Genomic DNA, 22,305 nt, shown 5'->3' on the forward strand with positions numbered 1-22,305 from the left:
TCTTCAAAGCGCAGCTTGAAGGCAAAATAAAAGCGGCGCGGACCTTAGAGGATCCGCGCCGCTTGAACGCTTGCAGAAGCTTTCGACGGGCTTATTGCTCGCCGAAGTCGCCTTCTTGCTGACCAGCGCCGCCTTCCAGCATGTCCTGGGCGGCTTGCTCGTCGGCGAGACGGTCTTCCTCGAATTGCGAGGCGATCACGTTCTCACCGCGGGCTTGACGGTCGGCTTCGTCCTGACTGCGGGCGATGTTGACGTTGATCGTCACCGCCACTTCCGCGTGCAGGCGAACCTTCACGGGATGCAGGCCGAGGGTCTTCAGCGGCTTGTCCAGGACGACCATCGAGCGGTCGATCTTGCCGCCTTCGGCGTTGACGACGTCAGCCACGTCACGGCCGGTGACCGAACCGTAGAGTTGGCCGGTCTCGCCCGCCTGACGGATCATGACGTACGAGGCGCCGTCCAGGGCTTCCCCGGCCTTGCCGGCGGATTCCTTGGCCTTTTGGTTGCGGGCTTCGATCTCGGCGCGTTGCGCCTCGAAGACCTTCAGGTTGGCGGCGGTGGCGCGCAGGGCCTTCTGACGGGGCAGGAGGTAGTTGCGGGCGAAGCCGTCCTTGACGGTGACCACATCGCCCAGGCCGCCACGGCCTTCGACGCGTTCGAGCAGAACAACTTTCATGTGCTGTCCTCCCTTACTTCACGACGTAGGGCAGGAGGGCGAGGAAGCGGGCGCGCTTGATGGCCTTGGCCAGTTCGCGTTGCTTCTTGGCCGACACCGCGGTGATACGCGAGGGCACGATCTTGCCGCGCTCGGAGACGTAGCGCTGCAGCAGCTTCACGTCCTTGTAGTCGATCTTCGGCGCGTTGGCGCCCGAGAACGGGCAAACCTTGCGGCGACGGAAGAACGGACGGCGGGGAGCCGCGGCCGCCGGGGCGGCGGAGGTTTCATCAGTCATATTGAACCCTCCCTTTCTTAGGACTGGAATTCTTCACGGCGCGGTTCGCGATCACGATCGCGGCGAGCCAGGATGGGGGAGAGCTCCAGGTCGAGTTCATCGACGCGGACCGTCAGGGTGCGCAGAACGTCTTCGTTCAGCGACAGTTGGCGCTCCATCTCCTTCACCGCCGCCGGAGGGGCGTCGATGGCGAGCAGGGAGTAATGCCCCTTGCGGTTCTTCTTGATGCGGTAGGTGAGGTTGCGAAGACCCCAGTACTCGATCTTGGCGACGGAGCCGCCGCCTTCTTCGATCAGAGCCTTGATTTGGTCGTTGAGGGCTTCGGCCTGTTGCGGCGAGATGTCCTGCCGCGAAATAACAACGTGCTCGTAGAGCGCCATGGTTCCTTTTCCCTTGTGGAGGGCGGCGCGTCCGACGCCGGGTCGCGTCGGAAACGATGGCTCTTGCGGCGCGGCGATCGGGAGTTTCCCGATCCTATTGCGTTCCGGCCCAAGACCGCCTTCCGTGAAGAGGCGGGCTAGTACGGGAAAACCGAGTTCAGGGCAAGGTTTTTTGGGCGGGGACGGCCGCCCTGTCACGGGAAGGCCGAGGCGCATCGTTCAGTGTCATCCCGGCTGGAGCGAAGCGGAAGGCCGGGACCCGTACGCGCCGAGGATGGAAAGCTTGGCGGAGATCGACGCCAAGCCCTGCATGATCTGGTGTTCATGGGTCCCGGTCTTCGGTCTTGCGACCGAAACCGGGATGACACCGAGTAATAGCCTCGCCAGCGGGGAAGGGCTTACTTCGGGTGGCTGGCGCGCCAGGCCTTCACCGCGCCGAGGGTTTCGGCGACGTGGTCGTTGGCCTTCAGGTCCGAATAGGCGTGGATCACCTCGCCGGTCGGGGCGATGACGTAGGAGGTGCGGTTCGACCAGCCCGGCTTCACGGCCAGGGTCGCGTCGTACTGGGCGGCGATCTTGGCGCTGGGGTCGGCGGCGACCGGGAACTTGCCGGAGCACTTCTCGGTATCGGCCGAGAAGGCGGCCAGCTTGTCGAGGTTGCCGGCGGTGACGCCGATCACCGTCGCGCCCTGGGCTTTGAACTGGTCGATGGATTCGGCGAACAGGCGGGCTTCCAGATTGCAGCCGGCGGTTTCGGCTGCCGGGAAGAAGTAGAGCACCACCGGGCCGGCCTTACGGGCCTGGGCCAGGGAGAAGTTGATCGGCTTGCCGGCCTGGAAGCCCGGGGCGGTGAAGTCGGGGGCCTTGACGCCTTCCTTCAGCGCGGCGAACGCGGGGGTGGCGGCGAGGGCCGCGACGGCGGCGGCGAGTGCGAGACGACGCATGGGGATCCTCCGGAGCGCCGCGACTATAGGAGCGCCGCTGGCCTTTGTCTTCCGCGCGCTTGCGGGCTAGAAGCCGCTACGACTTCCGGAACGGATCATCCCATGGACAAGGCGGCCCTGGCCCGCAACGCCCATCGCGTCCTGCGCGAGGCTCACATCCCCGAACTGCCGAACCCCTATTTCGGCAAGGTGCGGGACAACTACGACCTGCCGGACGGGCGGCGGATCATCATCGCCAGCGACCGGATCAGCGCCTTCGACCGCATCCTGGCGGCGATTCCATTCAAGGGGCAGGTGCTGACCCAGACGGCGCGTTTCTGGTTCGAACGGACCGGCGACATCTGTCCCAACCACGTCCTGGCCTATCCGGACCCCAACGTCGTCGTCGGGCGGCGACTGGACATCCTGCCGGTGGAGATCGTGGTCCGGGACTACCTGGCCGGCACGACGGGCACCTCGATCCTGACGCTCTACAAGAAGGGCGAGCGCGAGATGTACGGCCATCGCCTGCCGGACGGGATGCGCGACAATCAGAAGCTGCCGCACCCGATCATCACCCCGACCTCCAAGGCCTTCGACGGCGGGCACGACGAGCCGCTGACCCCGGCGCAGATCGTCGAACAGGGGCTGCTGACCCAGGAACAGTGGGACACGCTGTCGAACTACGCGCTGGCGCTGTTCACGCGCGGCCAGGAGATCGCGGCGCAGCGTGGGCTGATCCTGGTCGACACCAAGTACGAGTTCGGGACCGACGCCGACGGCCAGATCGTGCTGGCCGACGAGATTCATACGCCGGACTCCAGCCGCTACTGGTTCGCCGAGAGCTATCGCGAACGGTTCGAGCAGGGCCTGCGCCCCGAGAGCTTCGACAAGGACTTCGTGCGCGCCTGGGTCGCCGAGCGCTGCGATCCCTACAATGACCCGATCCCGGAGATCCCGGAGGCGATGCTGGTGGAGACCGCGGCGGTCTACATCCAGGCCTTCGAGACCATCACCGGTCAGGTCTTCGAGATCGAGGACAGCGACGAACCCGTGCTGGAACGGATCCGCCGCAACCTGAGCCCTTTCTTCTCCTAAGCGATCAGGCGGCCAGTTCGGCCTCGACCTGGCCCAGGCGCTCCTTGCCGAAGAACATCTCGTCGTCGACGAAGAAGGTCGGGACGCCGAAGACGCCGCGGGCTGCGGCGCGCTCGGTGTTGGCCAGCAGCTCGGCCTTCACCTCGGGGTCCTGGGTGGCTTCGAGGATCGCCTTGGCGTCCAGCCCGGCCTCGGTGAGCGCCTGTGCGACGACCTGGGGATCGTCCATCTTCAGGCCGCGCTCCCACATGCCCGACAGGACCGCCTCCAGATAGGCGTCCTTCACCCCCATCCGGCCGGCCGCGATCAGGCCGCGCATGATCAGCAGGGTGTTGACCGGGAAGTACGGATTGGCGCGGTATTCGGCCAGGCCGTGCTTCTCGATGAAGCGCCGGGTTTCCAGCGCTTCGTAAGCCAGCTTGCCATGGACTTCGGCGAAGGCGGTGACGGGCGACTGGTTGCCGGTGATCTTGAAGATCCCGCCCAGCAGACAGGGCGTGACGAGCAGTTCGGCGCCTGTGCGCGCAGCGATGTCCGGCAGGACGCGACTGGCCAGATAGGCGTTGGGGCTGCCGAAATCGAAGATGAACTCGACGGTCTTGGGCATAGGCTCTCCTTACCAGGCCTCCGACCAGGGGCGCAGATCGAGTTCATGCGTCCAGGCCGAGCGTTGTTGCTTGTGCAGCCACACGTAGTTGGTGGCGATGTCTTCGGGCTTGAGGATCGCGTCGCGGGCGAGGCGCTCTTCGCGGTCGGCGATGTTGGTGCGGGCGAAGACACCGTCGATGGCCCCGTCGACCACCACGTGCGCCACGTGGACGCCCTGGGGCCCGAGTTCGCGGGCGGCGGACTGGGCGACGGCGCGCAGGCCGTGCTTGGCCGCAGCGAAGGCCGAATAGCCCTGGCGGCCGCGGACCGATGCGGTCGCGCCGGTGAAAAGAATCGTCCCCTTGCCGCGGGGCGTCATGACCCGCGCCGCCTCCCGGGCCGTCAGGAAGCCGGCGAAGCAGGCCATCTCCCAGACCTTGTGGAACACCCGTGAGGTGGTTTCGGTCAGGTCGAAGCGGACGTTCGCGCCGATGTTGAAGACCACGACCTCCAGGGGGCCGACCTCGGCCTCGATGCGATCGAAGAGGGCGATCATTTCCTCTTCGGAGCGGGCGTCGACGCCGTAGGGGTGGGCCTTTCCGCCTTTGGCGCGGATGGTGGCCGCAAGCTCTTCGAGCTGGTCCATGTTGCGCGCGCGGCGCGTGACGCAGACCTCCAGCCCTTCGGCGGCGAAGGCGCGCGCGATAGCACCGCCGACACCGTCTCCAGCGCCGACAACCAGGCATGCCGCCATGGCGTTTCTCCAGTGAGTTTATTTTCTGGATTGACCATGGTATCGAAACTGGACCTGGTCAATGGCGAAAGGGCCGGCCGATGAAATGGGACGACCTGGCAGGCGAGCGCTGCTCGGTGGCGCGGTCGGTGGCGGTGATCGGCGACCGCTGGACGCTGATGATCCTGCGTGACTGCTTCCTGGGGGTTCGCCGGTTCGAGGGCTTTCAGGAGCGGCTGGGAATCTCGCGGACGATCATCGCCGATCGGCTGAAGCTGCTGACCGACGAGGGCGTCCTCTATCGTTCGCAGTACCAGGAACGGCCGCCGCGCCACGAGTATCGGCTGACGGAGAAGGGGCTGGCCCTCTATCCGGTGATCCTGGCCATCGTCCATTGGGGCGACCAGCACTATGCGGGCGCGGAGGGGCCGCCCATGCTGCTGCGGCACAAGGCCTGCGGATGCGACTTTCATGCGGTGCAGACCTGCTCCGAGTGCGGCGAGCCGGTCCATGCGCGCGCGGTCGAGGCACGACCGGGCTTTTAACGCGCCGCGTCAGGCGTAAGGTTCGTCCCTGGGGGAGGAACCCGAGAAATGATTGAAACGCGCCCAGTAGCCGCCAGTCTCGCCGAATTGGCCGAGCGTGAAGGCGATCCGACCTCGACCGTCTATCAGCGCCTTTTCGCGCGCTCGCCGGAGATGGAGGCGCTGTTCATCAACGACGTCAGGGGCGCGGCCCGCGGCGAGATGCTGGCGGTGGTGTTCGAGACCTTGCTCGATCTGGAGAGCACGGGCCACTACGCACCGAACATGATCCGCGCCGAGGTGGTGAACCACGAGAACATCGGCGTTCCGCCCAAGGTGTTCGCGAGCTTCTTTCCAGTCGTGATGGAGACCGTGCGCGACAAGCTGGGGGATGCGTGGACGGCCGAAACCCAGGCTGCGTGGGACAGGCTGCTGGGAGAACTCGACGCTCTGGTGAAGGTTCGCTCAAAGGTCTAGGCCGGCAACCGGGAATCCGTCATGGTCGCGCCCGATGGCAAACGAACCCTTTTTCAAAAGGGACGGTCAATATTACGTCCCGACTCCCGCCAGCCGTGGTCCCTGGAATCCTCAATCGCTCCATGGACGGGTCATTATCGGCCTTCTCGGCTTTGTTCTTGAGCAGAAGCACGGAGATCCGGAATTCCTTCCGGCCCGGCTCACCGTCGACATGTACCGGCTGCCCGGCTTCGACCCTATCGAGGTGAAGACGACGGTCGTGCGCGAAGGCGGTCGCATCCGCGTGGTGGACGCCGAGTTCATCTCCGGCGGCGTCTCCATGGCGCGCGCCTCGTGCCAGTTTCTCCGCCGCACGGAGAACGCCGACGGCGTGGTCTGGAAGCCGGAGCCCTGGAAGGTCCCGCTGCCCGCGGAGATCGAGCCGCCGGCCGATGGCCGCGGCATGGGCGGCATGTGGGCGATGCGCTCGCTGAGCGGCGGCTTCGGCACGGCCGAGCAACGCCGCACCTGGATGAGCGAGGTCCGCGAGATCGTCGAGGGCGAGGCTCTCACCCCGTTCCAGCGCGTCGCGGTCGCCTGCGACTTCGTCAGTCCCCTGACCCATGCGGGCGACAAGGGGCTGGGCTACATCAACTCCGACGTGACGCTCTACCTGCACCGCCTGCCGACCACCGAATGGATCGGCTTCGAAACCGCCTACCACGGAGCCGACGACGGCGTGGCCGTTGGGGACTGCCGCATCTATGGGGAAGATGGTCCCCTGGGCGTCGCGGCCTGCACCGCCCTGGCCCAGCGCAAGATGCCGCCGAAAGAACCGGCCAAATAGAGTGCGCGCAGGGGGCGTCACGGGCTAGGTTCCGGCCATGCCGCCCCCTGCGCTTTCGCTTTCAGATCTCGCCAAGTCGGTCCCCGGTGGGCGGGTGCTGTTCGAGAGGTTGAACCTCGAACTGGCCCCTGGCGAATTCATCGCGATCATGGGCGAATCGGGGGTCGGGAAGTCGACGCTCCTGAACCTCATCGCGGGGCTGGACGCCCCCGACCGGGGACAGGTGGCGATCGATGGCGTCGACATCGCTCGCCTGGACGAGGACGCCCGCACGCGCCTGCGGCGCGACAAGGTCGGCTTCGTCTTCCAGGCCTTCCACATTCTTCCGCATCTGGACCTGGCGCAGAACGTGGCTCTGCCGCTGGCCTTGCAGGGCGCGCGTGAAGGGGAGGCTCTGGAGCGCGCCGCCGCCCTGCTGGCCGAGGTCGGGCTCGAAGGGCGCGCCCAGGCCTATCCCAAGGAACTCTCAGGCGGAGAGATGCAGCGCGTGGCGATCGCCAGGGCGCTGATCCATCGTCCGACCCTGCTGCTCGCCGACGAGCCGACCGGCAACCTCGATCCCGACACCGCCGCGCGGGTGCTGGAGGTGTTCGCGGGCAAGGCCAGGGAGGCCGGCGCAGCCGTTGTCCTGGTCACCCACTCGGAAATCGCCGCCTCGGCCGCGGACCGGACCTTCATCCTCGGACGGGGCGGGCTGGTCGCGCGTCATGGCTAGGCAAAGCACGCTGGCCGCACGCTGGATGGTGCTCGGCGAATGGCGCGCCCATCCGGGCCGCGTGGTGACCGCAGCGATCGCGATCGCCATCGGCGTCGCGCTGGGGCTGGCGGTGCACTTGGTCAACGCCTCGGCGCTTAGCGAGTTTTCCAAGGCCGTCAGCGCGGTCAATGGCGAGGCGCAACTGCAGATCCGGGCCACCACGCCCTTCGGCTTCGCAGAGAACCTTTATCCGGTCGCGGCGCGCGCCGAGGGCGTTGCGATGGCCAGCCCCGTGGTCGAGTTGGACGCGGTCACCGACCGTCCCGACGAAGGCCTCACGGTGCTGGGCCTGGACGTCCTGCGCGCGGCGCGGGTGACGCCGGCGCTGGTCGGGCGGCCGCTGGCCGACGCACGGGGCGGACCGACGCCCGACGCCGTCTTCGACGAGGATGCGGTCTTCCTGTCGTCGGCGGCGCTGGCAGGGCGCAAGGTCGGCGAGCGCATCGAACTGGCGGTCGGCCCGCGCCGCGCTTCGTTCCGGATCGCCGGCGTGCTGCCGGGCGTCGCGGAGGGGAAGCGGGTGGCGGTGCTGGACATCGCCGCGGCCCAATGGCGGCTCGGCCAACTGGGGCGCCTGCAACGCCTCGACCTGCGGGCCGCGCCCGGAGCCGACGTCCAGCAGATCGCCGAGAGGCTGGCGAAAGAGCTTCCGGCCGACGCCCAGGTAGTGAGCGCCGAGGCCGAGGCCCGCCGCAGCGACGCCCTGAGTCGGGCCTATCGGGTCAACCTGAACATGCTGGCGATGATGGCGCTGCTGACCGGCGGCTTCCTCGTCTATTCGGCGCAGTCCCTGTCGGTGGCGCGGCGGCGGCCGCAGTTCGCGCTGCTGCGGGTCCTGGGCGTGCGCCGCCGGGGCCTGTTGCGCCAGGTGCTGGCCGAGGGCCTCTGCGTCGGACTGGTCGGCGGGTTCGCCGGGGTGCTGCTTGGCGTGGGGCTGGCGGCGGCGGCGCTGCGCGTGATGGGCGGCGATCTCGGCGGCGGCTATTTCGGCGACAGCCGGCCAGAACTGGTCGTCTCGCTGGGAGCAGCCTCGTTCTTCCTGTTGCTGGGGATCGTGACGGCGGTCGCCGGCAGCTTTGTACCGGCCAGGGAAGCGGCTTCGGCCCAGCCGGCGGTCGCGCTCAAGAACCTTGGTGACGCCATCGACCCGCGGCGCACGCCGCCGATATGGCCCGCGGTCGCCCTGGTCGTGGCCGGCGGAGTGTCGGCCCTGGCGCCAGCGATCGGCGGGATACCGCTCTTCGGATACCTGTCGATGGCGCTGTTGCTCGCCGGCGGTATTGTCGCCACACCCTGGCTGGCGCGGACGCTGCTTGCCCCGGCGCGACGACACGCCAGCGGCGTGGTCGGAGTGGACTTGGCGATCAAGCGCCTATGGGGCGCGCCGTCCCAGGCCGCGGTGGCGCTATGCGGCGTGGTCGCCAGCACGAGCTTGATGGTCGCCATGGCGGTGATGGTCTGGAGCTTCCGCGGCTCGGTCGAGGCGTGGCTGGATCAGGTCCTGCCAGCGGACCTCTATCTTCGCACCGAGGGGACCGGCCTGGGCGGCGGCTTCGACCCTGACGACCAGAAGCGTCTGGCGCAGGCGCCCGGCGTGCGGGGAATCTATTTCATGCGGACCGTCCCGTTGCGGGTCTCGGCGGACCAGCCGCCCGTCGCCCTGATCGCCCGGCCAGAGGGCGGGCTGGGGCCCGGAGCTCCGCCGATGATCGGGCGGGTGGCGCCGGCGCCGGCGGGCGCAGTACCGGTCTATGTCTCCGAGCCTGCGAGTTGGCTCTACGGCTGGCGGGTCGGCCAGAGCATCGAACTGCCGCTCGGCGAGGCCGGGGCGTCGCCACGATTCTTCGTCGTCGGCGTCTGGCGCGACTATGCCCGTCAGCACGGTGCGGTGACCCTGGACAGTCGCGACTACAGCCGGCTCACCGGCGATCAAGCCCGCGGCGAGGCGTCTGTCCTGCTCGATCAGGGGGTCAGCGTCGACGCGGCGGAGGCGACGATCCGAGAGGCGCTGCGGCCGGAACTTCGCGCGCACCTGACGATCGCCCAGCCACGGGCGTTGCGGGAAATGGCGCTGCGCATCTTCGATCGCAGCTTTGCGGTCACCTATGGCCTGGAGGCCATCGCCATCATCGTCGGGCTGGCCGGCGTCGCCGCCACTGTGTCGGCCCAGACCCTGGCCCGGACCAAGGAGTTCGGCATGCTTCGGCACCTCGGCGTGACCCGGGGCCAGATCCTGTCGATGCTGGCGGTGGAGGGGCTGTTGCTGGGCGTCATCGGGGGCATCGCCGGCCTGACCCTGGGCCTGGTGATGGGCCAGGTGCTGATCCATGTAGTGAACCCGCAGTCCTTCCACTGGACCATGGAGACGCGCCTGCCTGTCGCCTTGCTGAGCGGGGTGATCCTGGCGCTGATCGCCTCGGCGGCGGGGACGGCGTTGCTGGCCGGGCGCAGGGCGGTCTCCGCCGACGCCGTTCGGGCGGTGAGAGAGGACTGGTGATGCTCCGGGCCTTGCTCGCGCTCATCCTCGGGCTTGCGGCTCTGTCGCCGGCGACAGCCCAGGCGCCGACCTATCGCGCGGTGGTTCCCGGGGCGGCCATCCGGCTTCCAGGCGATCATGGCGCGCATCCCGATTTCCGGACCGAGTGGTGGTACGTCACCGGTTGGCTAACCACCGACGGCGGCGAGCAGCTTGGCTTCCAGGTGACGTTCTTCCGTTCGCGACCTGGCGCAGGCGAGGACAACCCGAGCGCCTTCGCACCCCGGCAGATACTGTTCGCGCACGCGGCGCTGTCGGACCCCCGCAACGGAAAATTGCTCCACGGCCAGAGGATTGCGCGCCAGGGATTCGGGCTAGCGGAAGCCTCGACCAAGGACATGGACCTGGTCATCGACGACTGGACGCTTCGGCGACGGCCTGACGGGCGCATGGTGACCGCCGTGCGTGGCGAGGGCTTTGCGCTGGATCTCGGCTTCCAACCGACCCAGCCGGCGATCCTGCAGGGGGCGGGCGGCTATAGCCGCAAGGGACCGGCGGCCGGGCAGGCGAGCTATTATTACAGCGTCCCGCACCTGAAGGTGTCGGGCCAGATCGTCCGCGGCGGCAAGCGGAGCAAGGTCACCGGCTCGGCCTGGCTGGATCGGGAGTGGTCCTCGACCCTGCTCGATCCGCGCGCGGTGGGCTGGGACTGGGTCGGGCTGAACCTCGACGACGGGGCGGCGCTAATGGCTTTCCAGGTGCGTGACGGGGCGGGGAGGGCGCTTTGGGCCGGCGGCTCCTATCGCGGCCCCGACGGCGCGCTTACGGCCTTCAAGCCGGGTGACGTGCGCTTCTCGACCGAGCGTCGCTGGAAGTCCCCCAGGACCGGGGCGACCTATCCGGTCGAGCGGAACCTGGCGGTTCGGCTGCCCGCCGGCCAGCGCGTCTGGCGGCTCAAGCCCCTGTTCGACGACCAGGAACTGGACAGCCGCGCCTCCGGCGGCCCGATCTACTGGGAGGGCGCGGTGACCACGGCGGGCGGGCGCGGCTATCTGGAACTGACGGGCTATGCCACGCCCATGAAGCTTTAGGGCGTAACCAAGATCTTCACGTGCGCCTCAGGATCGCCGAGGTCCTTGAAGGCCTGGGCGACGCCGTCGAGGCCTACCGTGCCGGTGACGACGCCCTCTACGTCGATACGACCTTCGGCGATGTCGTGCAGGGTCGCAGCGAACTCCTCGGGCGTGTAGCCGAAGACGAAGGTCAGCTCGATTTCCTTGGTGATGGCGATCGCGGGCTCGATCCGGTCGGTCTCCATGCAGACGCCCGCCACCACGATCTGCGCCCCGGCGGGAGAGGCCTCGATCAGGCTCTGGAGGACCCCCGGCGATCCGACGCATTCGAACACCACCGGCCGCCCGAAGTTCCTTCCCATCATGCGCGCCATGTTCTGGGCGGCGCGGGCGGTGGGGACGCCGAAGCCTTCCCAGCGGGCGTGCGGACTTTCGACCGCCGGATCGATCACAGCATCGGCGCCCAGCGCCTCAGCGGCCTTGCGGCGCCTGGGCGAGTAGTCGGCGGCGATGACGGGGCCATGGCCCCTGGCCTTGAGGCCGGCGATCACCGCCAGACCGACGGGGCCGCAACCGATCACCAAGGCCACGCTGTCCGGATCGAGGCGCGCTTTGGCGACGGTGTGGGCGCCGACGGCGAAGGGCTCGGTCAGCGCCGCCTTGTCGGTCGGCAAACCATTGGGGACCGGCAGCAGCAGGGCTTCGGAGAGGATCATCTGCTCGGCGAAGCCGCCGGGCAGGCGGTTGGAGAAACCGAGCATCTCGACGCCGCCGGCCGGGGTCATGGTCGCGGGGATCGATACCACCCGCGCGCCGGCCTTGAGCTGGCCGCTTGTGCCGGCGCCATGATCGAGTATCTCGGCGCAGAACTCGTGGCCGAACACCGTGTCGGCGGTGGGATCGAAGTCGCCCGTGAGGCCGCCGGCACGGCGGGTCAGGTCGATCATGTGCTCCATGTGGTGGAGCGCGTGCAGGTCCGAGCCGCAGATTCCGCAGGCCAGGGTGCGGACCAGCACCTGGCCTGTGTCGGGCTTCAGAGCTTCGATCTGGTCGCAGACGAGCTGCCTGTTTCGCCGGATGACGGCGCGCATCGGCTTCCTCCCATTTTTATCGCCGCCTTGCCGGGGCTTGGCATATCCCCTAACCCTCCCGCCTCTGAATCGTAAGTGCGGAGACGCGCCAATGAGCCTCGCCTTCATCTTTCCTGGCCAGGGCAGCCAGGCCGTCGGCATGGGCGCCGACCTTGCCGAAGCCTTCGGCTCGGCGCGTGAAGTGTTCCAGGAAGTCGATGACGCGCTGGGGCAGAAGCTCTCGGCGCTGATGCGCGAAGGGCCCGAGGGCGACCTCACCCTGACCGAGAACGCCCAGCCGGCGCTGATGGCCGTGTCCCTGGCCGTGACCCGGACCCTGGAGAAGGAGTTCGGCGTCGGGATCGAGAAGGCGGCCTTCGTGGCGGGTCACTCGCTCGGCGAATACTCGGCCCTGGCGGCGGCGGGCGCGATCAGCCTTGCCGACACCGCCCGGCTCCTGAAGCTGCGCGGGCAGGCGATGCAGCGCGCGGTGCCGGTGGGCGCCGGCGCCATGGCCTCGCTGATCGGCCCCAAGACCGACGTGGCGCTGGCGGAAGCTGCGGCCCTGGCCGGCTCGGCCGTGGGCGTCTGCGTCGTGGCCAACGACAACAACAACGGCAACGTGGTGATCTCCGGCGACAAGGCCGCGGTCGACCTCGCCATCGAGAAGGCCAAGGAGTTGGGCGCGCGGGCGATCCCGCTCAACGTCTCGGCGCCTTTCCACTGCCCTCTGATGCAGCCGGCCGCCGACGAGATGGCCCAGGCGCTGGCCGACGCTACGATCATCGCGCCGCGCGCGCCGGTGGTCGCCAACGTCACCGCCCGTCCGACCCTCGATCCGGAAGAGATCCGCCGCCTGCTGGTCGAGCAGGTCACCGGCCGGGTTCGCTGGCGCGAGAGCATGATCTGGCTGGCCGGCGAGGGCGGGGCGACCCGATTCGCCGAGGCCGGCGCCGGCAAGGTGCTGTCGGGTATGGCCAAGCGCATCGCCCCCGACGCCGAGGCGACGCCGCTGAATACGCCGGCGGACCTCGAAGGCTTCGCGAAGGGACTCTGAAATGTTCGACCTGACGGGAAAGACCGCCCTGGTCACCGGCGCGACCGGCGGCATTGGCGGGGAGATCGCCAAGGCGCTGCACGCGGCCGGCGCCCACGTTGTGCTGTCGGGCACCCGCGAGGCGGTGTTGCAGGACCTTGCCCAGACCCTCGGCGAGCGGACCTCGGCGGCGCCCGCCAACCTCTCCGACCCCGAGTCGGTCGACAGCCTGATCGGCCGTGCGGAAGAGGTTGCTGGAAAGCCCATCGACATCCTGGTCGCCAACGCCGGCATCACCCGCGACGGCCTGCTGATGCGGATGAAGGACGAGGACTGGGAAGCGGTCCTCAAGGTCAATCTCGAGAGCTACTTCCGACTGAGCCGCGCAGCCATGCGCGGCATGATGAAGCGCCGCTGGGGCCGAATCATCGGCATCACCTCGGTGGTCGGGGTTATGGGTAATCCGGGCCAGGCGAACTACGCCGCCTCCAAGGCCGGCATGATCGGCTTTTCCAAGGCCTTGGCCCAGGAAGTGGCGACCCGCGGCATCACCGTGAACTGCGTGGCGCCCGGCTTCATCGAAAGCCCGATGACCGACGCCCTCAACGAGCAGCAAAAGGCCCAGATCATGGGCACAATCCCCGCCGCACGGCTCGGCACGGGCGCGGAAGTGGCCGCCGCCTGCGTCTATCTGGCGAGCGAGGAAGCTGCCTACGTGACCGGCCAAACGCTGCATGTGAATGGCGGCATGGCCATGATCTGAGCCCGCTGGCGCGGCTGTGGCGAACATGCTACGTCGCCGCCCGAACCGGCGAGGCGAAGGTCTCTACCCGTATATCCGCAACGGTTGACATCCAGTCGGCCGTCGCGGATGGATTTAGCGAAACACAAGGGACTTAAGCGAATGTCCGACATCCTCGAGCGCGTGCGCAAGATCGTCATCGAACACCTGGACGCCGATCCGGAGAAGGTCACCGAGAAGGCCAGCTTCATCGACGACCTGGGCGCCGACAGCCTCGACAACGTCGAACTGGTCATGGCCTTCGAGGAAGAGTTCGACATCGAGATTCCGGACGACGCCGCCGAGCACATCCAGACCGTCGGCGATGCGGTGAAGTTCATCGGTGAGCGCCTGGGCGCCTAAGGCGAACCTACGGAATTCATTGACTATTTGACCGCCGCGAAGCTCTCCGGAGCCCGCGGCGGTCTGCGTTTGGAGGCCCGCTCATGCGTCGCGTCGTCGTCACCGGCATCGGTCTGATCACCCCGCTCGGTCAAGGGACCGAGGTCACCTGGAAAGCCCTGCTCGAAGGCAAGTCCGGCGCCGGCCGGATCACCACCTTCGATCCGACCGACTATGCCTGCCAGGTCGCGTGCGAAGTGCCGCGCGTGGACGGCCGCGGCGGCGGCGGCCCGGACGTCGCAGGCTCGTTCAATCCGGACGACACCCTGCCGCCGAAGGAACAGCGCCGGGTCGACGACTTCATCCTCTATGCGATCGTCGCGGCCGACGAGGCCGTCAAGGATTCGGGCTGGGTCCCGCAGACCGAGGAAGACAAGGACCGCACGGGGGTCATCATCGGCTCCGGCATCGGCGGCCTGGCGACCATCGAAAAGACCAGCGTCGAGCTGTTCGAGAAGGGTCCGCGCCGCGTCAGCCCGTTCTTCATCCCCTCGGCTCTGATCAACCTGGCTTCGGGCCAGGTCTCGATCCGCCATGGTTTCAAGGGCCCGAACCACTCGGTGGTCACGGCCTGCGCGACCGGCGCCCATGCGATCGGCGACGCGGCCCGGCTGATCAAGTACGGCGACGCCGACGTGATGGTCGCAGGCGGCGCCGAGGCGGCCATCTGCCCGGTCGGCATCGCCGGCTTCATCGCCTGCCGCGCCATGTCCACCGACTTCAACGACGCCCCGGAAAAGGCCAGCCGGCCGTATGACAAGGACCGCGACGGCTTTGTGATGGGCGAGGGCGCGGGCGTCCTGGTGCTGGAAGAGTACGAGCACGCCAAGGCGCGGGGCGCGAAGATCTACGCCGAGGTGGCGGGCTATGGCCTGGCCGGCGACGCCTATCACATCACCGCTCCGGCCGAGGACGGCGACGGCGGGTTCCGCGCCATGAAGGCGGCGATCAAGGACGCGGGCGTCACCCCGGCCGAGATCGACTATGTGAACGCGCACGGCACCTCGACCCCGCTGGGCGACGAGATCGAACTGAACGCGGTCACCCGTCTGCTGGGCGATGCGGCCAAGGGCGTGACCATGTCCTCGACCAAGTCGGCGACGGGACACCTGCTGGGCGCCGCCGGCGCGATCGAATCGGCCTTCACGGTCCTGGCCATTCGCGACCAGATCGCGCCGCCGACCATCAACCTGGACAATCCCTCGGTGCAGACCGAGATCGACCTGGTTCCGCATAAGGCCAAGCCGATGAAGATCGACGTGGCTCTTTCCAACAGCTTCGGATTCGGCGGCACCAACGCCTCGGTGATCTTCAAGAAGGTCTCGTGAGCCGCCGACCGCGCAAAACCTCTGCGAAGCGAAAGGGCCGCCGGCGCAACGGCGGCGGCCTGACCCCCATGCGCCGCCTCCGCATCATCCTCGGCAGCGCCGCGGCGACCTTGGGCGTCGTGCTGGCGCTGGCGCTGGCTGCGGGGCTGTGGGCCTATCAGGGGCCGGGGCCGGCCACTGACGGCGGCGCGACCCGCGTCGTCCTGCTGCGCAAGGGCGCGGGCCTGACCGAGATAGCCTCCACGCTCGAGCGGTCCGGCGCGATTCGGTCCAAGTCGCTCTTCGCCGCGGCCGCCCAGATTACCGGCGCGGCCAAGTCGCTGAAGGCCGGCGAATACGAGTTCAAGAGCCGGGCCTCCATGGCCTCGATCCTGCGCGACATCCGCGACGGGAAGATCGTCATCCGCCAGATCACCATCCCCGAAGGGATGACCTCCGAGGTCGCGGTGGCGTTGCTGGCGGCCAGGCCCGACCTGACCGGCGTCGTCCCGGCCCCGCCCGAAGGCTCCATCCTTCCCGAGACCTACCAGTACGAGCGGAACGAGGACCGCGCCGCTGTGCTGAAGCGGATGATGGATGCGCGCGACGAGCTGCTGGCCCTGCTGTGGGCCAACCGCCAGCCGGGCCTGCCGTTCAAGACGCCGGACGAAGCGGTCATCCTGGCCTCGATCGTCGAGAAGGAAACCGGTATCGCCAGCGAGCGTCCGCAGGTGGCGGCGGTCTTCGTCAATCGGCTGCGCCAGAACATGCGGCTGGAGAGCGATCCGACCATCATCTACGGCCTGAACGGCGGCAAGCCGCTCGGCCGGGGCCTGAAAGCTTCGGAAATGGCCGCCTCGAACCCCTACAACACCTACCAGATTCCGGGCCTGCCCCCGACCGCGATCGCAAATCCAGGGCGCGCAGCGCTGGCCGCCGTGCTCGATCCGCCCAAGACCGATTACCTGTTCTTCGTCGCCGACGGCGGCGGCGGACATGTCTTCGCCTCGACCTACGAGGAGCACCTGAAGAATGTCGCCAAATGGCGCGCCGTGGAACGCCAGCGGGCCGCTGCGGCCCTGCAGGAGAGGGCGGCGGAGCTGAAAGCGCAGTAGGCGAGGCGCCGCCCTGGCCTGGCGAGCTTGACATCTCCATGGGTCGCGTATCATCGATATGCGACTGCCTGGGGAGGAACGGGATGCGGTACGCGTTGAACGCCGTCGCCGTAGTCGGACTTGGGTTTTCGCTCGCAAGCTTCACTCCCCAGGCTCGCTTCTCGCCCGAACTCCTGGCGGCGCTGGATCCCAGTCGTATGGCTTCGTCGCTTTGCAGCGCGCCTCGAGCGGGTGGGGCCTTGGCGCGGGTTCTCGTTATGGCCGAAGCGGTGGCGGCGCCGGCCAGCCAGGCCGGGCCCATTCCGCTCTACGAGGACCTGACAAGGTCGCCGTTTCCCGTGACGACGTCCAATCAGCAGGCGCGGCGCTATTTCAGCCAAGGTCTGCTGATGACCTATGGCTTCAACCACTCGGGCGCCGTCCGTTCATTCAGAGAGGCTCAGAAGCTCGATCCGGACTGTGCGAGTTGCTGGTGGGGCGAGGCGGTCGCGCTGGGTCCCAACATCAATGCGCCGATGGACGAGCGGGACCGCGATGCGGCGCTGGCCGCCATGGATCGAGCGATGGCCTTGCGCGAGCGGGCCTCGCCGGTCGAGCGCGCGCTGATCGAGGCGGTGGCCCGCCGCTATTCACGCGATCCCCAGGCTGACCGCGCCACGCTCGACGGCGCCTATGCCGACGCCATGCTGGAGGTCGCGCGACGCTTCCCGGCCGACGATGACGTCGCCGTCCTGGCGGCCGAAGCGGTGATGGACACCAGCCCGTGGAATTATTGGGAGGCCGACAAGAAGACACCGGTCGGACGAAGTGGTGAGGCCGTGCGGCTGGTCGAGACGGTTCTTGCCCGCAATCCGGCTCACGTGCAGGCCGGGCACCTCTACATCCATCTGCTGGAGGCCAGCGACGCCAGGCGCGCCGAGGCCGCGGCCGACCGGCTTTCCAGCCCGGATGCGCCGAGCGCCGCGCATCTCGTCCACATGCCCTCGCACATCTACCAGGTCCGCGGGCGATACGCGGACTCGATCCGCGTGAACATCGCCGCGGCGCGAGCGGACGAAGCCTTCATTCGCAGCGCCAACGACCATAGCCTGGTGCGCTACGGGTACTATCCGCACAACGTCCACTTCATCGTCATCTCCGCCCAGATGGCCGGCGACATGGACACGGCGATCGGGGAGGCGAGACGCCTGGCGACGATCCTGGATCCTGTGACCTCGGCCAGGATCGCATGGGTTCAGGTCATCGAGGCGGCACCCTATCAGGCGATGGCCCAGTTCGCCGAGCCGAGCGCCATCCTGACCATGCCGGCGGCCGATGTGCGACTGCCCTATGCCGTCGCCATGCGCCACTATGCGAGAGCGGTCGCCTACGCCCAGCTCAGGGACCAGGGCGGCTTTGACCGGGAAATCGCGGCCATGCAGGCGTTGGCGAAGTCCGGTGCGTTCGAGGGGATGATCCAACAGGGCGTGCCTGCGCCGGAGTTGATCGCCCTGGCCGAGAACGTGGCGCGTGGGCGGATGGCGGCCGCCAAAGGCCGCTATGACGACGCCATCGGCCACTATCAGAGGGCCGGCGCGATCGAGGCCGGCGTTCCATACCAGGAGCCGCCTTACTGGTACTATCCAGTGAACCAGTCGCTCGGCGCGGCGCTGTTCCTGGCCGGACGCTACGACGAGGCCAGCAGCGCTTTCCGGGCCGCCCTGGCGCAGACGCCCAACAACGGCTGGGCCCTCTATGGCCTGGCCCGTAGCGAGGCGGCTCTGGGGCGCGATGTGGACGCCGCGGCGGCGCAGATGGCCTTTTCACGAGCCTGGGCGGGTGATCGGTCCTGGCTGCGGATGGAGCGGCTTTAGCGTTCCGACGCGTAGCGCCTCGTTTCGAAGAGCGCGAGGCTATCGCGGTTCGGGCACGATGCGCAGATAGGGGCGCGGCGCCTCCCACCCATCCGGGTAGAGCGTCTTGGCCTCGTCGTCGGAGACCGATCCGGCGATGATCACCTTGTCGCCACTCTTCCAGTTCACCGGCGTCGCGACGCGATGCCGGGCGGTGAGCTGGATCGAATCCAGCACCCGCAGAATCTCGTCGAAGTTGCGGCCCGTGGTCATGGGATAGCTGAGCATCAGTTTGATCCGCTTGTCCGGGCCGATAATGAACACCGTGCGCACCGTGGCGTTGTCAGCCGCGGTGCGGCCTTCCGAGCCGCCTTCGATCTGCTCGGGGAGCATGTTGTAGAGCTGGGAGACGTGGAGATCGGTGTCGCCGATCATCGGATAGTTGGGCGCGACGCCCTGGGTCTCGCCGATGTCCTGGGCCCAGCGGGCGTGATTGGCTACCGGATCGACACTGAGACCGATGATCTTGGTGTTCCGCGCATCGAACTCGGGCTTCAGCTTGGCCATATAGCCGAGTTCCGTCGTGCAGACGGGGGTGAAGTCCTTGGGATGGGAAAAGAGGATCGCCCAACTGTCCCCGATCCAGTCGTGGAAGTTGATCCTGCCTTCAGTTGTCTCGGCCGTGAAGTTCGGCGCCTCGCTGTTGATACGAAGTGACATCACCCCGGTTCCTTTCGACAAACTCCAGACGGTCGCCCATGCGCTGAGTATCAGTGAAATATAACGCAGTTATCGAAGCCATAAAATGGCGAGACCTACGTAGGTTTCCTGACGTGGAAGCCCCTAGGGACGCATGCTAGAGGCGCCGGTGTCTACACGGAGCCTGAATCGAACATGCGCGAACTATCCCCCAAGACCCTGACCATCGTTAAGGCCACGGCGCCGGTGCTGGTGCAGCACGGAGTGGCGATCACCACGCGCATGTATGAACGGCTGTTCGTGAACGCCGAGATCAAGGCGATGTTCGATGTCGCGGCCCAGCAGTCGGGCGAGCAACCGCGGCGCTTAGCCGCCGCCATCGTCGCCTTCGCCCAGAATGTGGACAACCTGCCGGCGCTGGCCGGGGCCGTCGAGAAGATGGCCGACCGTCACGTCGAGACGAAGGTGAAGCCCGAGCACTATCCGATCGTGGCCGCTGCCCTGCTGCCGGCCATCCGCGATGTGCTGGGCGAGGCCGCCACCGACGAAGTGCTGGAAGCCTGGGGCGAAGCCTACAACCTCCTGGCCGACGTGCTGATCGCCCGTGAGGCCCAGAAATACGCGCTCGAAGCCGCCTAATAGCTTAGCTTCGGATACCAGTCGCCGCCGCGTCCCTCGGGCGTGAGGTCGAGCATCGACCATAGCGAAGCGATATCGGGCGCGTCGCGCGGGTCCTGACCGGGATCGGCCATCTCGCGGGTCATTTCGCTGGCCCAGAAGAGGCGCGCCTCGTCGCCGTCGAGGCGGAAGACGACGAGGGCCGGGTTCTCCGAGCCGTCCGGATTGATGAGGCCGAGGTCGCGCGCATAGTCGTCGCCGACGGTCTGCACGAAGTCGAGATCGCGCCAGCCGCGCTCCTGGGCGAAGGCGAGTTGGCGCTCGACCGGGCTGCGGCCGAGAATCTTGAGCGCCACACGCTGCTTGATGTCGGCGGCGTTCCCGTTCACCGCGCCCAGCCAGTTGGTGCACATGGGGCAGGGCCGCTCGCGCTGTGGCCCGAACATCCAAAAGTAGGTCACCAAGGTCTGCTTGTCGCCGAACAGGTCGATCAGGCCGAGCTCGGCGCCGTTCTCATCCTTGAAGCGGTAGTTCTTCGCGACGACAGGACCCTCGGGCAGCGCCTGGCGCTGCGCCGCGACGCGGGTCATGTGGCGTCGGAACTCGATCTCCTCCGCCAGCAGCGCCTGGCGGGCGAGGCGATAGTCTTGGCTCTCGCCCGGAAAGGGCGTGCGGGCCTTGGCGGCGAGCTGTGCGGCGGGGATGGGGGCTGCGTCCATAGGTCGTCCTTTTGGTTATCCCGCGCATTGAACGCGCCGGCCTCGGTAGCGGCGCCAACCTGAGCGTCCGTAACCGCCAACTTCGCACGCGCCAGCCCATCAGATACAGACGAGACATTCATAAGATATATCGATATAACTGAGCGCGACGAAGCCGAAGGGACACCCATGAGTACGCAAGACGCCCAAAGTCCGCCCGCCGAGAGCCAGATCGCTGAGATGATGCGCCGCCGTGGCCTCAAGGAGTGGTGGTTGACGGTGGCCGCGACCGCTCCGGTGACACCGCTCATGCGTCGCGTGACCGTGAAGGTGGAGGGCAAGGAGGCCTTCGAGCCGACGCCGGGGCAGGACATGGTGCTGTTGCTGCCGGACCTGACGGGGAACCTGGGGCGGCGGCATTACACCATCCGGCGCTACGACCCGGCCAGTGGGCTGGCGGACATCGACCTCGTCATCCACAGCAAGACCTCACCGGGCGCGCGATGGGCGCTGGAAGCGGCGCCGGGGGACACGGTGAGTGCGTTCGGCCCGCGCGGGCGCAATGTGATCCGGCCGGGTGCGGACTGGCGGCTTTTCGTCGGCGACGAGACCTGCATCCCAGCCATATTCGGTATGATCGAAGCCCTGCCGGCCGGCGCCACGGCGCATGCGATCATCGAGGTGGCCGACGAAGGCGAGAAGCAGGCGCTGGCGACCAGCGACGGCGTGACGATCGACTGGCTGACCCGCGCCGGCGCGCCGGCCGCGCCGATGAGCGCCGGCCTTATCGAGCGCCTGGCGAACTACCAAACCCCGGCCGGTCATGGTCACATCTATGTCCTGGGCGAGACGGGTACGATCCGTCGTCAGCGCCACGACCTGCTCGACCGCGGCTTCGGCAAGGACCAGATTTTCGGGGAGGGCTATTGGCGGCCCGGCCGGGTCGGCGGTCACGATCACCTGGCGGAGCATTAGGCCGCAGAGCCCCGTAAAGCTTGGCAAACCCCGGTCGGCTGTGCGACCCCTCCGCCCTTCGATCGTGGAGTCTTGGATGCCACTTAGCGGAATGACGGGCTTTGGCCGCGCCGAGGGCGCGGCGGGAGATTGGAGCTGGGCCGTCGAGGCGCGCTCGGTCAACGGCCGCAACCTGGAGATCCGGTTTCGCGGACCGCCCGGCTTCGACGGACTGGATCGCGTCGCGCGGGATGCGGCGCAGGCGAAGTTCGCCCGGGGACAGTTGACCGTGGGCGTGCAGGCCAAGCGGTCGGAAGGCTCGATAGATGTCCAGATCAACCAGGCGGTGCTGGAGCGCTATCTCTCCATGGGCTCCTCGCTGGTGACGGCGGGCAAGGCCTCTCCGCCCAGCGTCGACGGGCTGCTGGCGCTGCGCGGGGTGATCGAAGCCGCCGAGGCGGTGGACGATCCGGAAGCGCAGGCGACGCTGGAGAACGCCATCGCCCTCTCGATCGGCGCGGCCTTGGAAGCCCTGGCCGTTTCGCGGCGCGAGGAGGGGCTGGCCCTGACCGCGGTGCTGATCGGCCTGACCGACAAGATCGAGGCGCTGGTCGGCCAGGCCTGGGATCTGGCGGAAGGCCAGCCGGCGGCGATCAAGGAGCGCTTCGAGCGGCGGATGGTCGAGTTGGCGGGCGAGGTGGTCAGCCAGGACAAGATCGTGAACGAGGCCGCCGCCATGGCCGTGAAGGCCGACGTGCGCGAGGAACTCGACCGCCTGCGCGCGCACGTCGAGGCGGCGCGCTCGCATCTGGCCGCCGATGGGCCGCAGGGCCGGCGCTTGGACTTCCTGACCCAGGAGTTCATGCGCGAGGCCAATACGCTTTGCTCGAAGTCGGCGCTCAGCGCTTTGACGACCGTGGGGCTCGAGCTTAAGGCCACGATCGAGCAGTTCCGCGAACAAGTGCAGAATGTGGAGTAGGACTTT

At 67.9% G+C, this 22,305-nt stretch carries 25 protein-coding genes; 16 read left to right on the forward strand and 9 right to left on the reverse strand.

The features are described 5' to 3' along the window. Positions 1-91: 91 nt before the first annotated feature. From rplI to ABID41_RS12190, 4 genes are all read right to left on the reverse strand, one after another. Positions 92-676, reverse strand: coding sequence for a 50S ribosomal protein L9 (gene rplI, locus ABID41_RS12175; protein ID WP_331932287.1), 585 nt, complete (start codon positions 674-676; stop codon positions 92-94). A 13-nt stretch (positions 677-689) separates the two neighbouring features. Continuing rightward, a complete protein-coding gene (gene rpsR, locus ABID41_RS12180) occupies positions 690-953 on the reverse strand; it encodes a 30S ribosomal protein S18 (RefSeq protein WP_331932286.1) in 264 nt (87 codons plus the stop codon). A 17-nt stretch (positions 954-970) separates the two neighbouring features. Next, positions 971-1,333 carry a 30S ribosomal protein S6 gene (rpsF, locus tag ABID41_RS12185; RefSeq protein ID WP_331932285.1) on the reverse strand — a complete coding sequence of 121 codons (363 nt, stop codon included), beginning with the start codon at positions 1,331-1,333 and terminating at the stop codon, positions 971-973. A gap of 398 nt (positions 1,334-1,731) precedes the next feature. Then, entirely contained in the window at positions 1,732-2,277 is a 546-nt protein-coding gene (locus tag ABID41_RS12190; RefSeq protein WP_331932284.1) for a peroxiredoxin, read from the reverse strand. A 102-nt stretch (positions 2,278-2,379) separates the two neighbouring features. Here ABID41_RS12190 and ABID41_RS12195 point away from each other — a divergent pair, with 102 nt between their 5' ends. Continuing rightward, entirely contained in the window at positions 2,380-3,354 is a 975-nt protein-coding gene (locus ABID41_RS12195) for a phosphoribosylaminoimidazolesuccinocarboxamide synthase (RefSeq protein ID WP_331932283.1), read from the forward strand. Positions 3,355-3,358: 4 nt separating this feature from the next. On the opposite strand, the gene ABID41_RS12200 is transcribed toward ABID41_RS12195, so the two are convergent. After that, positions 3,359-3,961: a 2-hydroxychromene-2-carboxylate isomerase gene (locus ABID41_RS12200; RefSeq protein ID WP_331932282.1), complete on the reverse strand. Its 603-nt coding sequence runs from the start codon at positions 3,959-3,961 to the stop codon at positions 3,359-3,361. Between the two features lie 9 nt (positions 3,962-3,970). Further along, positions 3,971-4,696: an SDR family NAD(P)-dependent oxidoreductase gene (locus tag ABID41_RS12205; RefSeq protein WP_331932281.1), complete on the reverse strand. Its 726-nt coding sequence runs from the start codon at positions 4,694-4,696 to the stop codon at positions 3,971-3,973. Positions 4,697-4,776: 80 nt separating this feature from the next. Here ABID41_RS12205 and ABID41_RS12210 point away from each other — a divergent pair, with 80 nt between their 5' ends. Genes ABID41_RS12210 through ABID41_RS12235 form a run of 6 tightly spaced genes read left to right on the forward strand, consistent with a single transcriptional unit; the run spans position 4,777 to position 10,826 of the window. Beyond that, a complete protein-coding gene (locus ABID41_RS12210) occupies positions 4,777-5,220 on the forward strand; it encodes a winged helix-turn-helix transcriptional regulator (protein WP_331932280.1) in 444 nt (147 codons plus the stop codon). Positions 5,221-5,268: 48 nt separating this feature from the next. Continuing rightward, entirely contained in the window at positions 5,269-5,676 is a 408-nt protein-coding gene (locus tag ABID41_RS12215) for a globin (RefSeq protein ID WP_331932279.1), read from the forward strand. Positions 5,677-5,710: 34 nt separating this feature from the next. After that, positions 5,711-6,502 carry a thioesterase family protein gene (locus tag ABID41_RS12220; protein ID WP_331932278.1) on the forward strand — a complete coding sequence of 264 codons (792 nt, stop codon included), beginning with the start codon at positions 5,711-5,713 and terminating at the stop codon, positions 6,500-6,502. Positions 6,503-6,539: 37 nt separating this feature from the next. Next, on the forward strand, positions 6,540-7,217 hold the full coding sequence (locus ABID41_RS12225) for an ABC transporter ATP-binding protein (protein ID WP_354297786.1): 678 nt from the start codon (positions 6,540-6,542) through the stop codon (positions 7,215-7,217). Next, positions 7,210-9,756 carry an FtsX-like permease family protein gene (locus ABID41_RS12230; protein ID WP_354297787.1) on the forward strand — a complete coding sequence of 849 codons (2,547 nt, stop codon included), beginning with the start codon at positions 7,210-7,212 and terminating at the stop codon, positions 9,754-9,756. Before ABID41_RS12225 ends, ABID41_RS12230 begins: the two co-directional genes overlap by 8 nt. After that, entirely contained in the window at positions 9,756-10,826 is a 1,071-nt protein-coding gene (locus ABID41_RS12235; RefSeq protein WP_331931938.1) for a lipocalin-like domain-containing protein, read from the forward strand. Before ABID41_RS12230 ends, ABID41_RS12235 begins: the two co-directional genes overlap by 1 nt. On the opposite strand, the gene ABID41_RS12240 is transcribed toward ABID41_RS12235, so the two are convergent. Continuing rightward, the gene (locus ABID41_RS12240) at positions 10,823-11,899 is read right to left on the reverse strand and encodes a zinc-binding dehydrogenase (RefSeq protein ID WP_331931939.1); all 1,077 of its coding nucleotides are present in this window, start codon (positions 11,897-11,899) and stop codon (positions 10,823-10,825) included. The genes ABID41_RS12235 and ABID41_RS12240 overlap by 4 nt on opposite strands. Positions 11,900-11,990: 91 nt before the next feature. On the opposite strand from ABID41_RS12240, the gene fabD reads away from it, so the two are divergent. The 6 genes from fabD to ABID41_RS12270 all read left to right on the forward strand — a co-directional run bounded on the left by fabD (position 11,991) and on the right by ABID41_RS12270 (position 18,372). Beyond that, on the forward strand, positions 11,991-12,935 hold the full coding sequence (fabD, locus tag ABID41_RS12245) for an ACP S-malonyltransferase (RefSeq protein ID WP_331931940.1): 945 nt from the start codon (positions 11,991-11,993) through the stop codon (positions 12,933-12,935). A 1-nt stretch (position 12,936) separates the two neighbouring features. Continuing rightward, the gene (gene fabG / locus ABID41_RS12250) at positions 12,937-13,677 is read left to right on the forward strand and encodes a 3-oxoacyl-[acyl-carrier-protein] reductase (protein WP_331931941.1); all 741 of its coding nucleotides are present in this window, start codon (positions 12,937-12,939) and stop codon (positions 13,675-13,677) included. A gap of 141 nt (positions 13,678-13,818) precedes the next feature. Then, entirely contained in the window at positions 13,819-14,058 is a 240-nt protein-coding gene (locus ABID41_RS12255; protein ID WP_056019455.1) for an acyl carrier protein, read from the forward strand. An 83-nt stretch (positions 14,059-14,141) separates the two neighbouring features. Beyond that, entirely contained in the window at positions 14,142-15,425 is a 1,284-nt protein-coding gene (fabF, locus tag ABID41_RS12260) for a beta-ketoacyl-ACP synthase II (RefSeq protein WP_331931942.1), read from the forward strand. 68 nt (positions 15,426-15,493) lie between these two features. Continuing rightward, positions 15,494-16,519, forward strand: coding sequence for an endolytic transglycosylase MltG (gene mltG, locus ABID41_RS12265; protein WP_354297788.1), 1,026 nt, complete (start codon positions 15,494-15,496; stop codon positions 16,517-16,519). A gap of 257 nt (positions 16,520-16,776) precedes the next feature. After that, positions 16,777-18,372 (forward strand): tetratricopeptide repeat protein, encoded by a 1,596-nt coding sequence (locus tag ABID41_RS12270; protein ID WP_331930726.1) that lies wholly within the window; start codon positions 16,777-16,779, stop codon positions 18,370-18,372. A gap of 39 nt (positions 18,373-18,411) precedes the next feature. Here ABID41_RS12270 and ABID41_RS12275 read toward each other — a convergent pair whose 3' ends face one another. Beyond that, positions 18,412-19,071 (reverse strand): peroxiredoxin, encoded by a 660-nt coding sequence (locus tag ABID41_RS12275; RefSeq protein WP_331930724.1) that lies wholly within the window; start codon positions 19,069-19,071, stop codon positions 18,412-18,414. A gap of 174 nt (positions 19,072-19,245) precedes the next feature. Here ABID41_RS12275 and ABID41_RS12280 point away from each other — a divergent pair, with 174 nt between their 5' ends. Further along, positions 19,246-19,689, forward strand: a complete 444-nt coding sequence (locus tag ABID41_RS12280; RefSeq protein WP_331930722.1) for a globin domain-containing protein — start codon at positions 19,246-19,248, stop codon at positions 19,687-19,689. Here the strand turns inward: ABID41_RS12280 and ABID41_RS12285 are convergent. Beyond that, a complete protein-coding gene (locus ABID41_RS12285) occupies positions 19,686-20,387 on the reverse strand; it encodes a DUF899 family protein (RefSeq protein WP_331930720.1) in 702 nt (233 codons plus the stop codon). The genes ABID41_RS12280 and ABID41_RS12285 overlap by 4 nt on opposite strands. A gap of 168 nt (positions 20,388-20,555) precedes the next feature. On the opposite strand from ABID41_RS12285, the gene ABID41_RS12290 reads away from it, so the two are divergent. Together ABID41_RS12290 and ABID41_RS12295 are read left to right on the forward strand one after the other, a co-directional pair. Continuing rightward, entirely contained in the window at positions 20,556-21,341 is a 786-nt protein-coding gene (locus ABID41_RS12290; RefSeq protein ID WP_331930718.1) for a siderophore-interacting protein, read from the forward strand. Between the two features lie 76 nt (positions 21,342-21,417). Next, on the forward strand, positions 21,418-22,299 hold the full coding sequence (locus ABID41_RS12295) for a YicC/YloC family endoribonuclease (protein ID WP_331930716.1): 882 nt from the start codon (positions 21,418-21,420) through the stop codon (positions 22,297-22,299). The last annotated feature ends 6 nt before the right edge of the window (positions 22,300-22,305 follow it).

It is taken from the genome of Phenylobacterium koreense (genome assembly GCF_040545335.1).
GTDB lineage: Bacteria > Pseudomonadota > Alphaproteobacteria > Caulobacterales > Caulobacteraceae > Phenylobacterium > Phenylobacterium koreense.

What these genes read in the sequence shown, in the direction of transcription:
- rplI (WP_331932287.1), bottom strand. Translation starts at nt 676, where the DNA reads ATGAAAGTTGTTCTGCTCGAACGCGTCGAAGGCCGTGGCGGCCTGGGC.
- rpsR (WP_331932286.1), bottom strand. Translation starts at nt 953, where the DNA reads ATGACTGATGAAACCTCCGCCGCCCCGGCGGCCGCGGCTCCCCGCCGT.
- rpsF (WP_331932285.1), bottom strand. Translation starts at nt 1,333, where the DNA reads ATGGCGCTCTACGAGCACGTTGTTATTTCGCGGCAGGACATCTCGCCG.
- ABID41_RS12190 (WP_331932284.1), bottom strand. Translation starts at nt 2,277, where the DNA reads ATGCGTCGTCTCGCACTCGCCGCCGCCGTCGCGGCCCTCGCCGCCACC.
- ABID41_RS12195 (WP_331932283.1), top strand. Translation starts at nt 2,380, where the DNA reads ATGGACAAGGCGGCCCTGGCCCGCAACGCCCATCGCGTCCTGCGCGAG.
- ABID41_RS12200 (WP_331932282.1), bottom strand. Translation starts at nt 3,961, where the DNA reads ATGCCCAAGACCGTCGAGTTCATCTTCGATTTCGGCAGCCCCAACGCC.
- ABID41_RS12205 (WP_331932281.1), bottom strand. Translation starts at nt 4,696, where the DNA reads ATGGCGGCATGCCTGGTTGTCGGCGCTGGAGACGGTGTCGGCGGTGCT.
- ABID41_RS12210 (WP_331932280.1), top strand. Translation starts at nt 4,777, where the DNA reads ATGAAATGGGACGACCTGGCAGGCGAGCGCTGCTCGGTGGCGCGGTCG.
- ABID41_RS12215 (WP_331932279.1), top strand. Translation starts at nt 5,269, where the DNA reads ATGATTGAAACGCGCCCAGTAGCCGCCAGTCTCGCCGAATTGGCCGAG.
- ABID41_RS12220 (WP_331932278.1), top strand. Translation starts at nt 5,711, where the DNA reads ATGGCAAACGAACCCTTTTTCAAAAGGGACGGTCAATATTACGTCCCG.
- ABID41_RS12225 (WP_354297786.1), top strand. Translation starts at nt 6,540, where the DNA reads ATGCCGCCCCCTGCGCTTTCGCTTTCAGATCTCGCCAAGTCGGTCCCC.
- ABID41_RS12230 (WP_354297787.1), top strand. Translation starts at nt 7,210, where the DNA reads ATGGCTAGGCAAAGCACGCTGGCCGCACGCTGGATGGTGCTCGGCGAA.
- ABID41_RS12235 (WP_331931938.1), top strand. Translation starts at nt 9,756, where the DNA reads ATGCTCCGGGCCTTGCTCGCGCTCATCCTCGGGCTTGCGGCTCTGTCG.
- ABID41_RS12240 (WP_331931939.1), bottom strand. Translation starts at nt 11,899, where the DNA reads ATGCGCGCCGTCATCCGGCGAAACAGGCAGCTCGTCTGCGACCAGATC.
- fabD (WP_331931940.1), top strand. Translation starts at nt 11,991, where the DNA reads ATGAGCCTCGCCTTCATCTTTCCTGGCCAGGGCAGCCAGGCCGTCGGC.
- fabG (WP_331931941.1), top strand. Translation starts at nt 12,937, where the DNA reads ATGTTCGACCTGACGGGAAAGACCGCCCTGGTCACCGGCGCGACCGGC.
- ABID41_RS12255 (WP_056019455.1), top strand. Translation starts at nt 13,819, where the DNA reads ATGTCCGACATCCTCGAGCGCGTGCGCAAGATCGTCATCGAACACCTG.
- fabF (WP_331931942.1), top strand. Translation starts at nt 14,142, where the DNA reads ATGCGTCGCGTCGTCGTCACCGGCATCGGTCTGATCACCCCGCTCGGT.
- mltG (WP_354297788.1), top strand. Translation starts at nt 15,494, where the DNA reads ATGCGCCGCCTCCGCATCATCCTCGGCAGCGCCGCGGCGACCTTGGGC.
- ABID41_RS12270 (WP_331930726.1), top strand. Translation starts at nt 16,777, where the DNA reads ATGGCCGAAGCGGTGGCGGCGCCGGCCAGCCAGGCCGGGCCCATTCCG.
- ABID41_RS12275 (WP_331930724.1), bottom strand. Translation starts at nt 19,071, where the DNA reads ATGTCACTTCGTATCAACAGCGAGGCGCCGAACTTCACGGCCGAGACA.
- ABID41_RS12280 (WP_331930722.1), top strand. Translation starts at nt 19,246, where the DNA reads ATGCGCGAACTATCCCCCAAGACCCTGACCATCGTTAAGGCCACGGCG.
- ABID41_RS12285 (WP_331930720.1), bottom strand. Translation starts at nt 20,387, where the DNA reads ATGGACGCAGCCCCCATCCCCGCCGCACAGCTCGCCGCCAAGGCCCGC.
- ABID41_RS12290 (WP_331930718.1), top strand. Translation starts at nt 20,556, where the DNA reads ATGAGTACGCAAGACGCCCAAAGTCCGCCCGCCGAGAGCCAGATCGCT.
- ABID41_RS12295 (WP_331930716.1), top strand. Translation starts at nt 21,418, where the DNA reads ATGCCACTTAGCGGAATGACGGGCTTTGGCCGCGCCGAGGGCGCGGCG.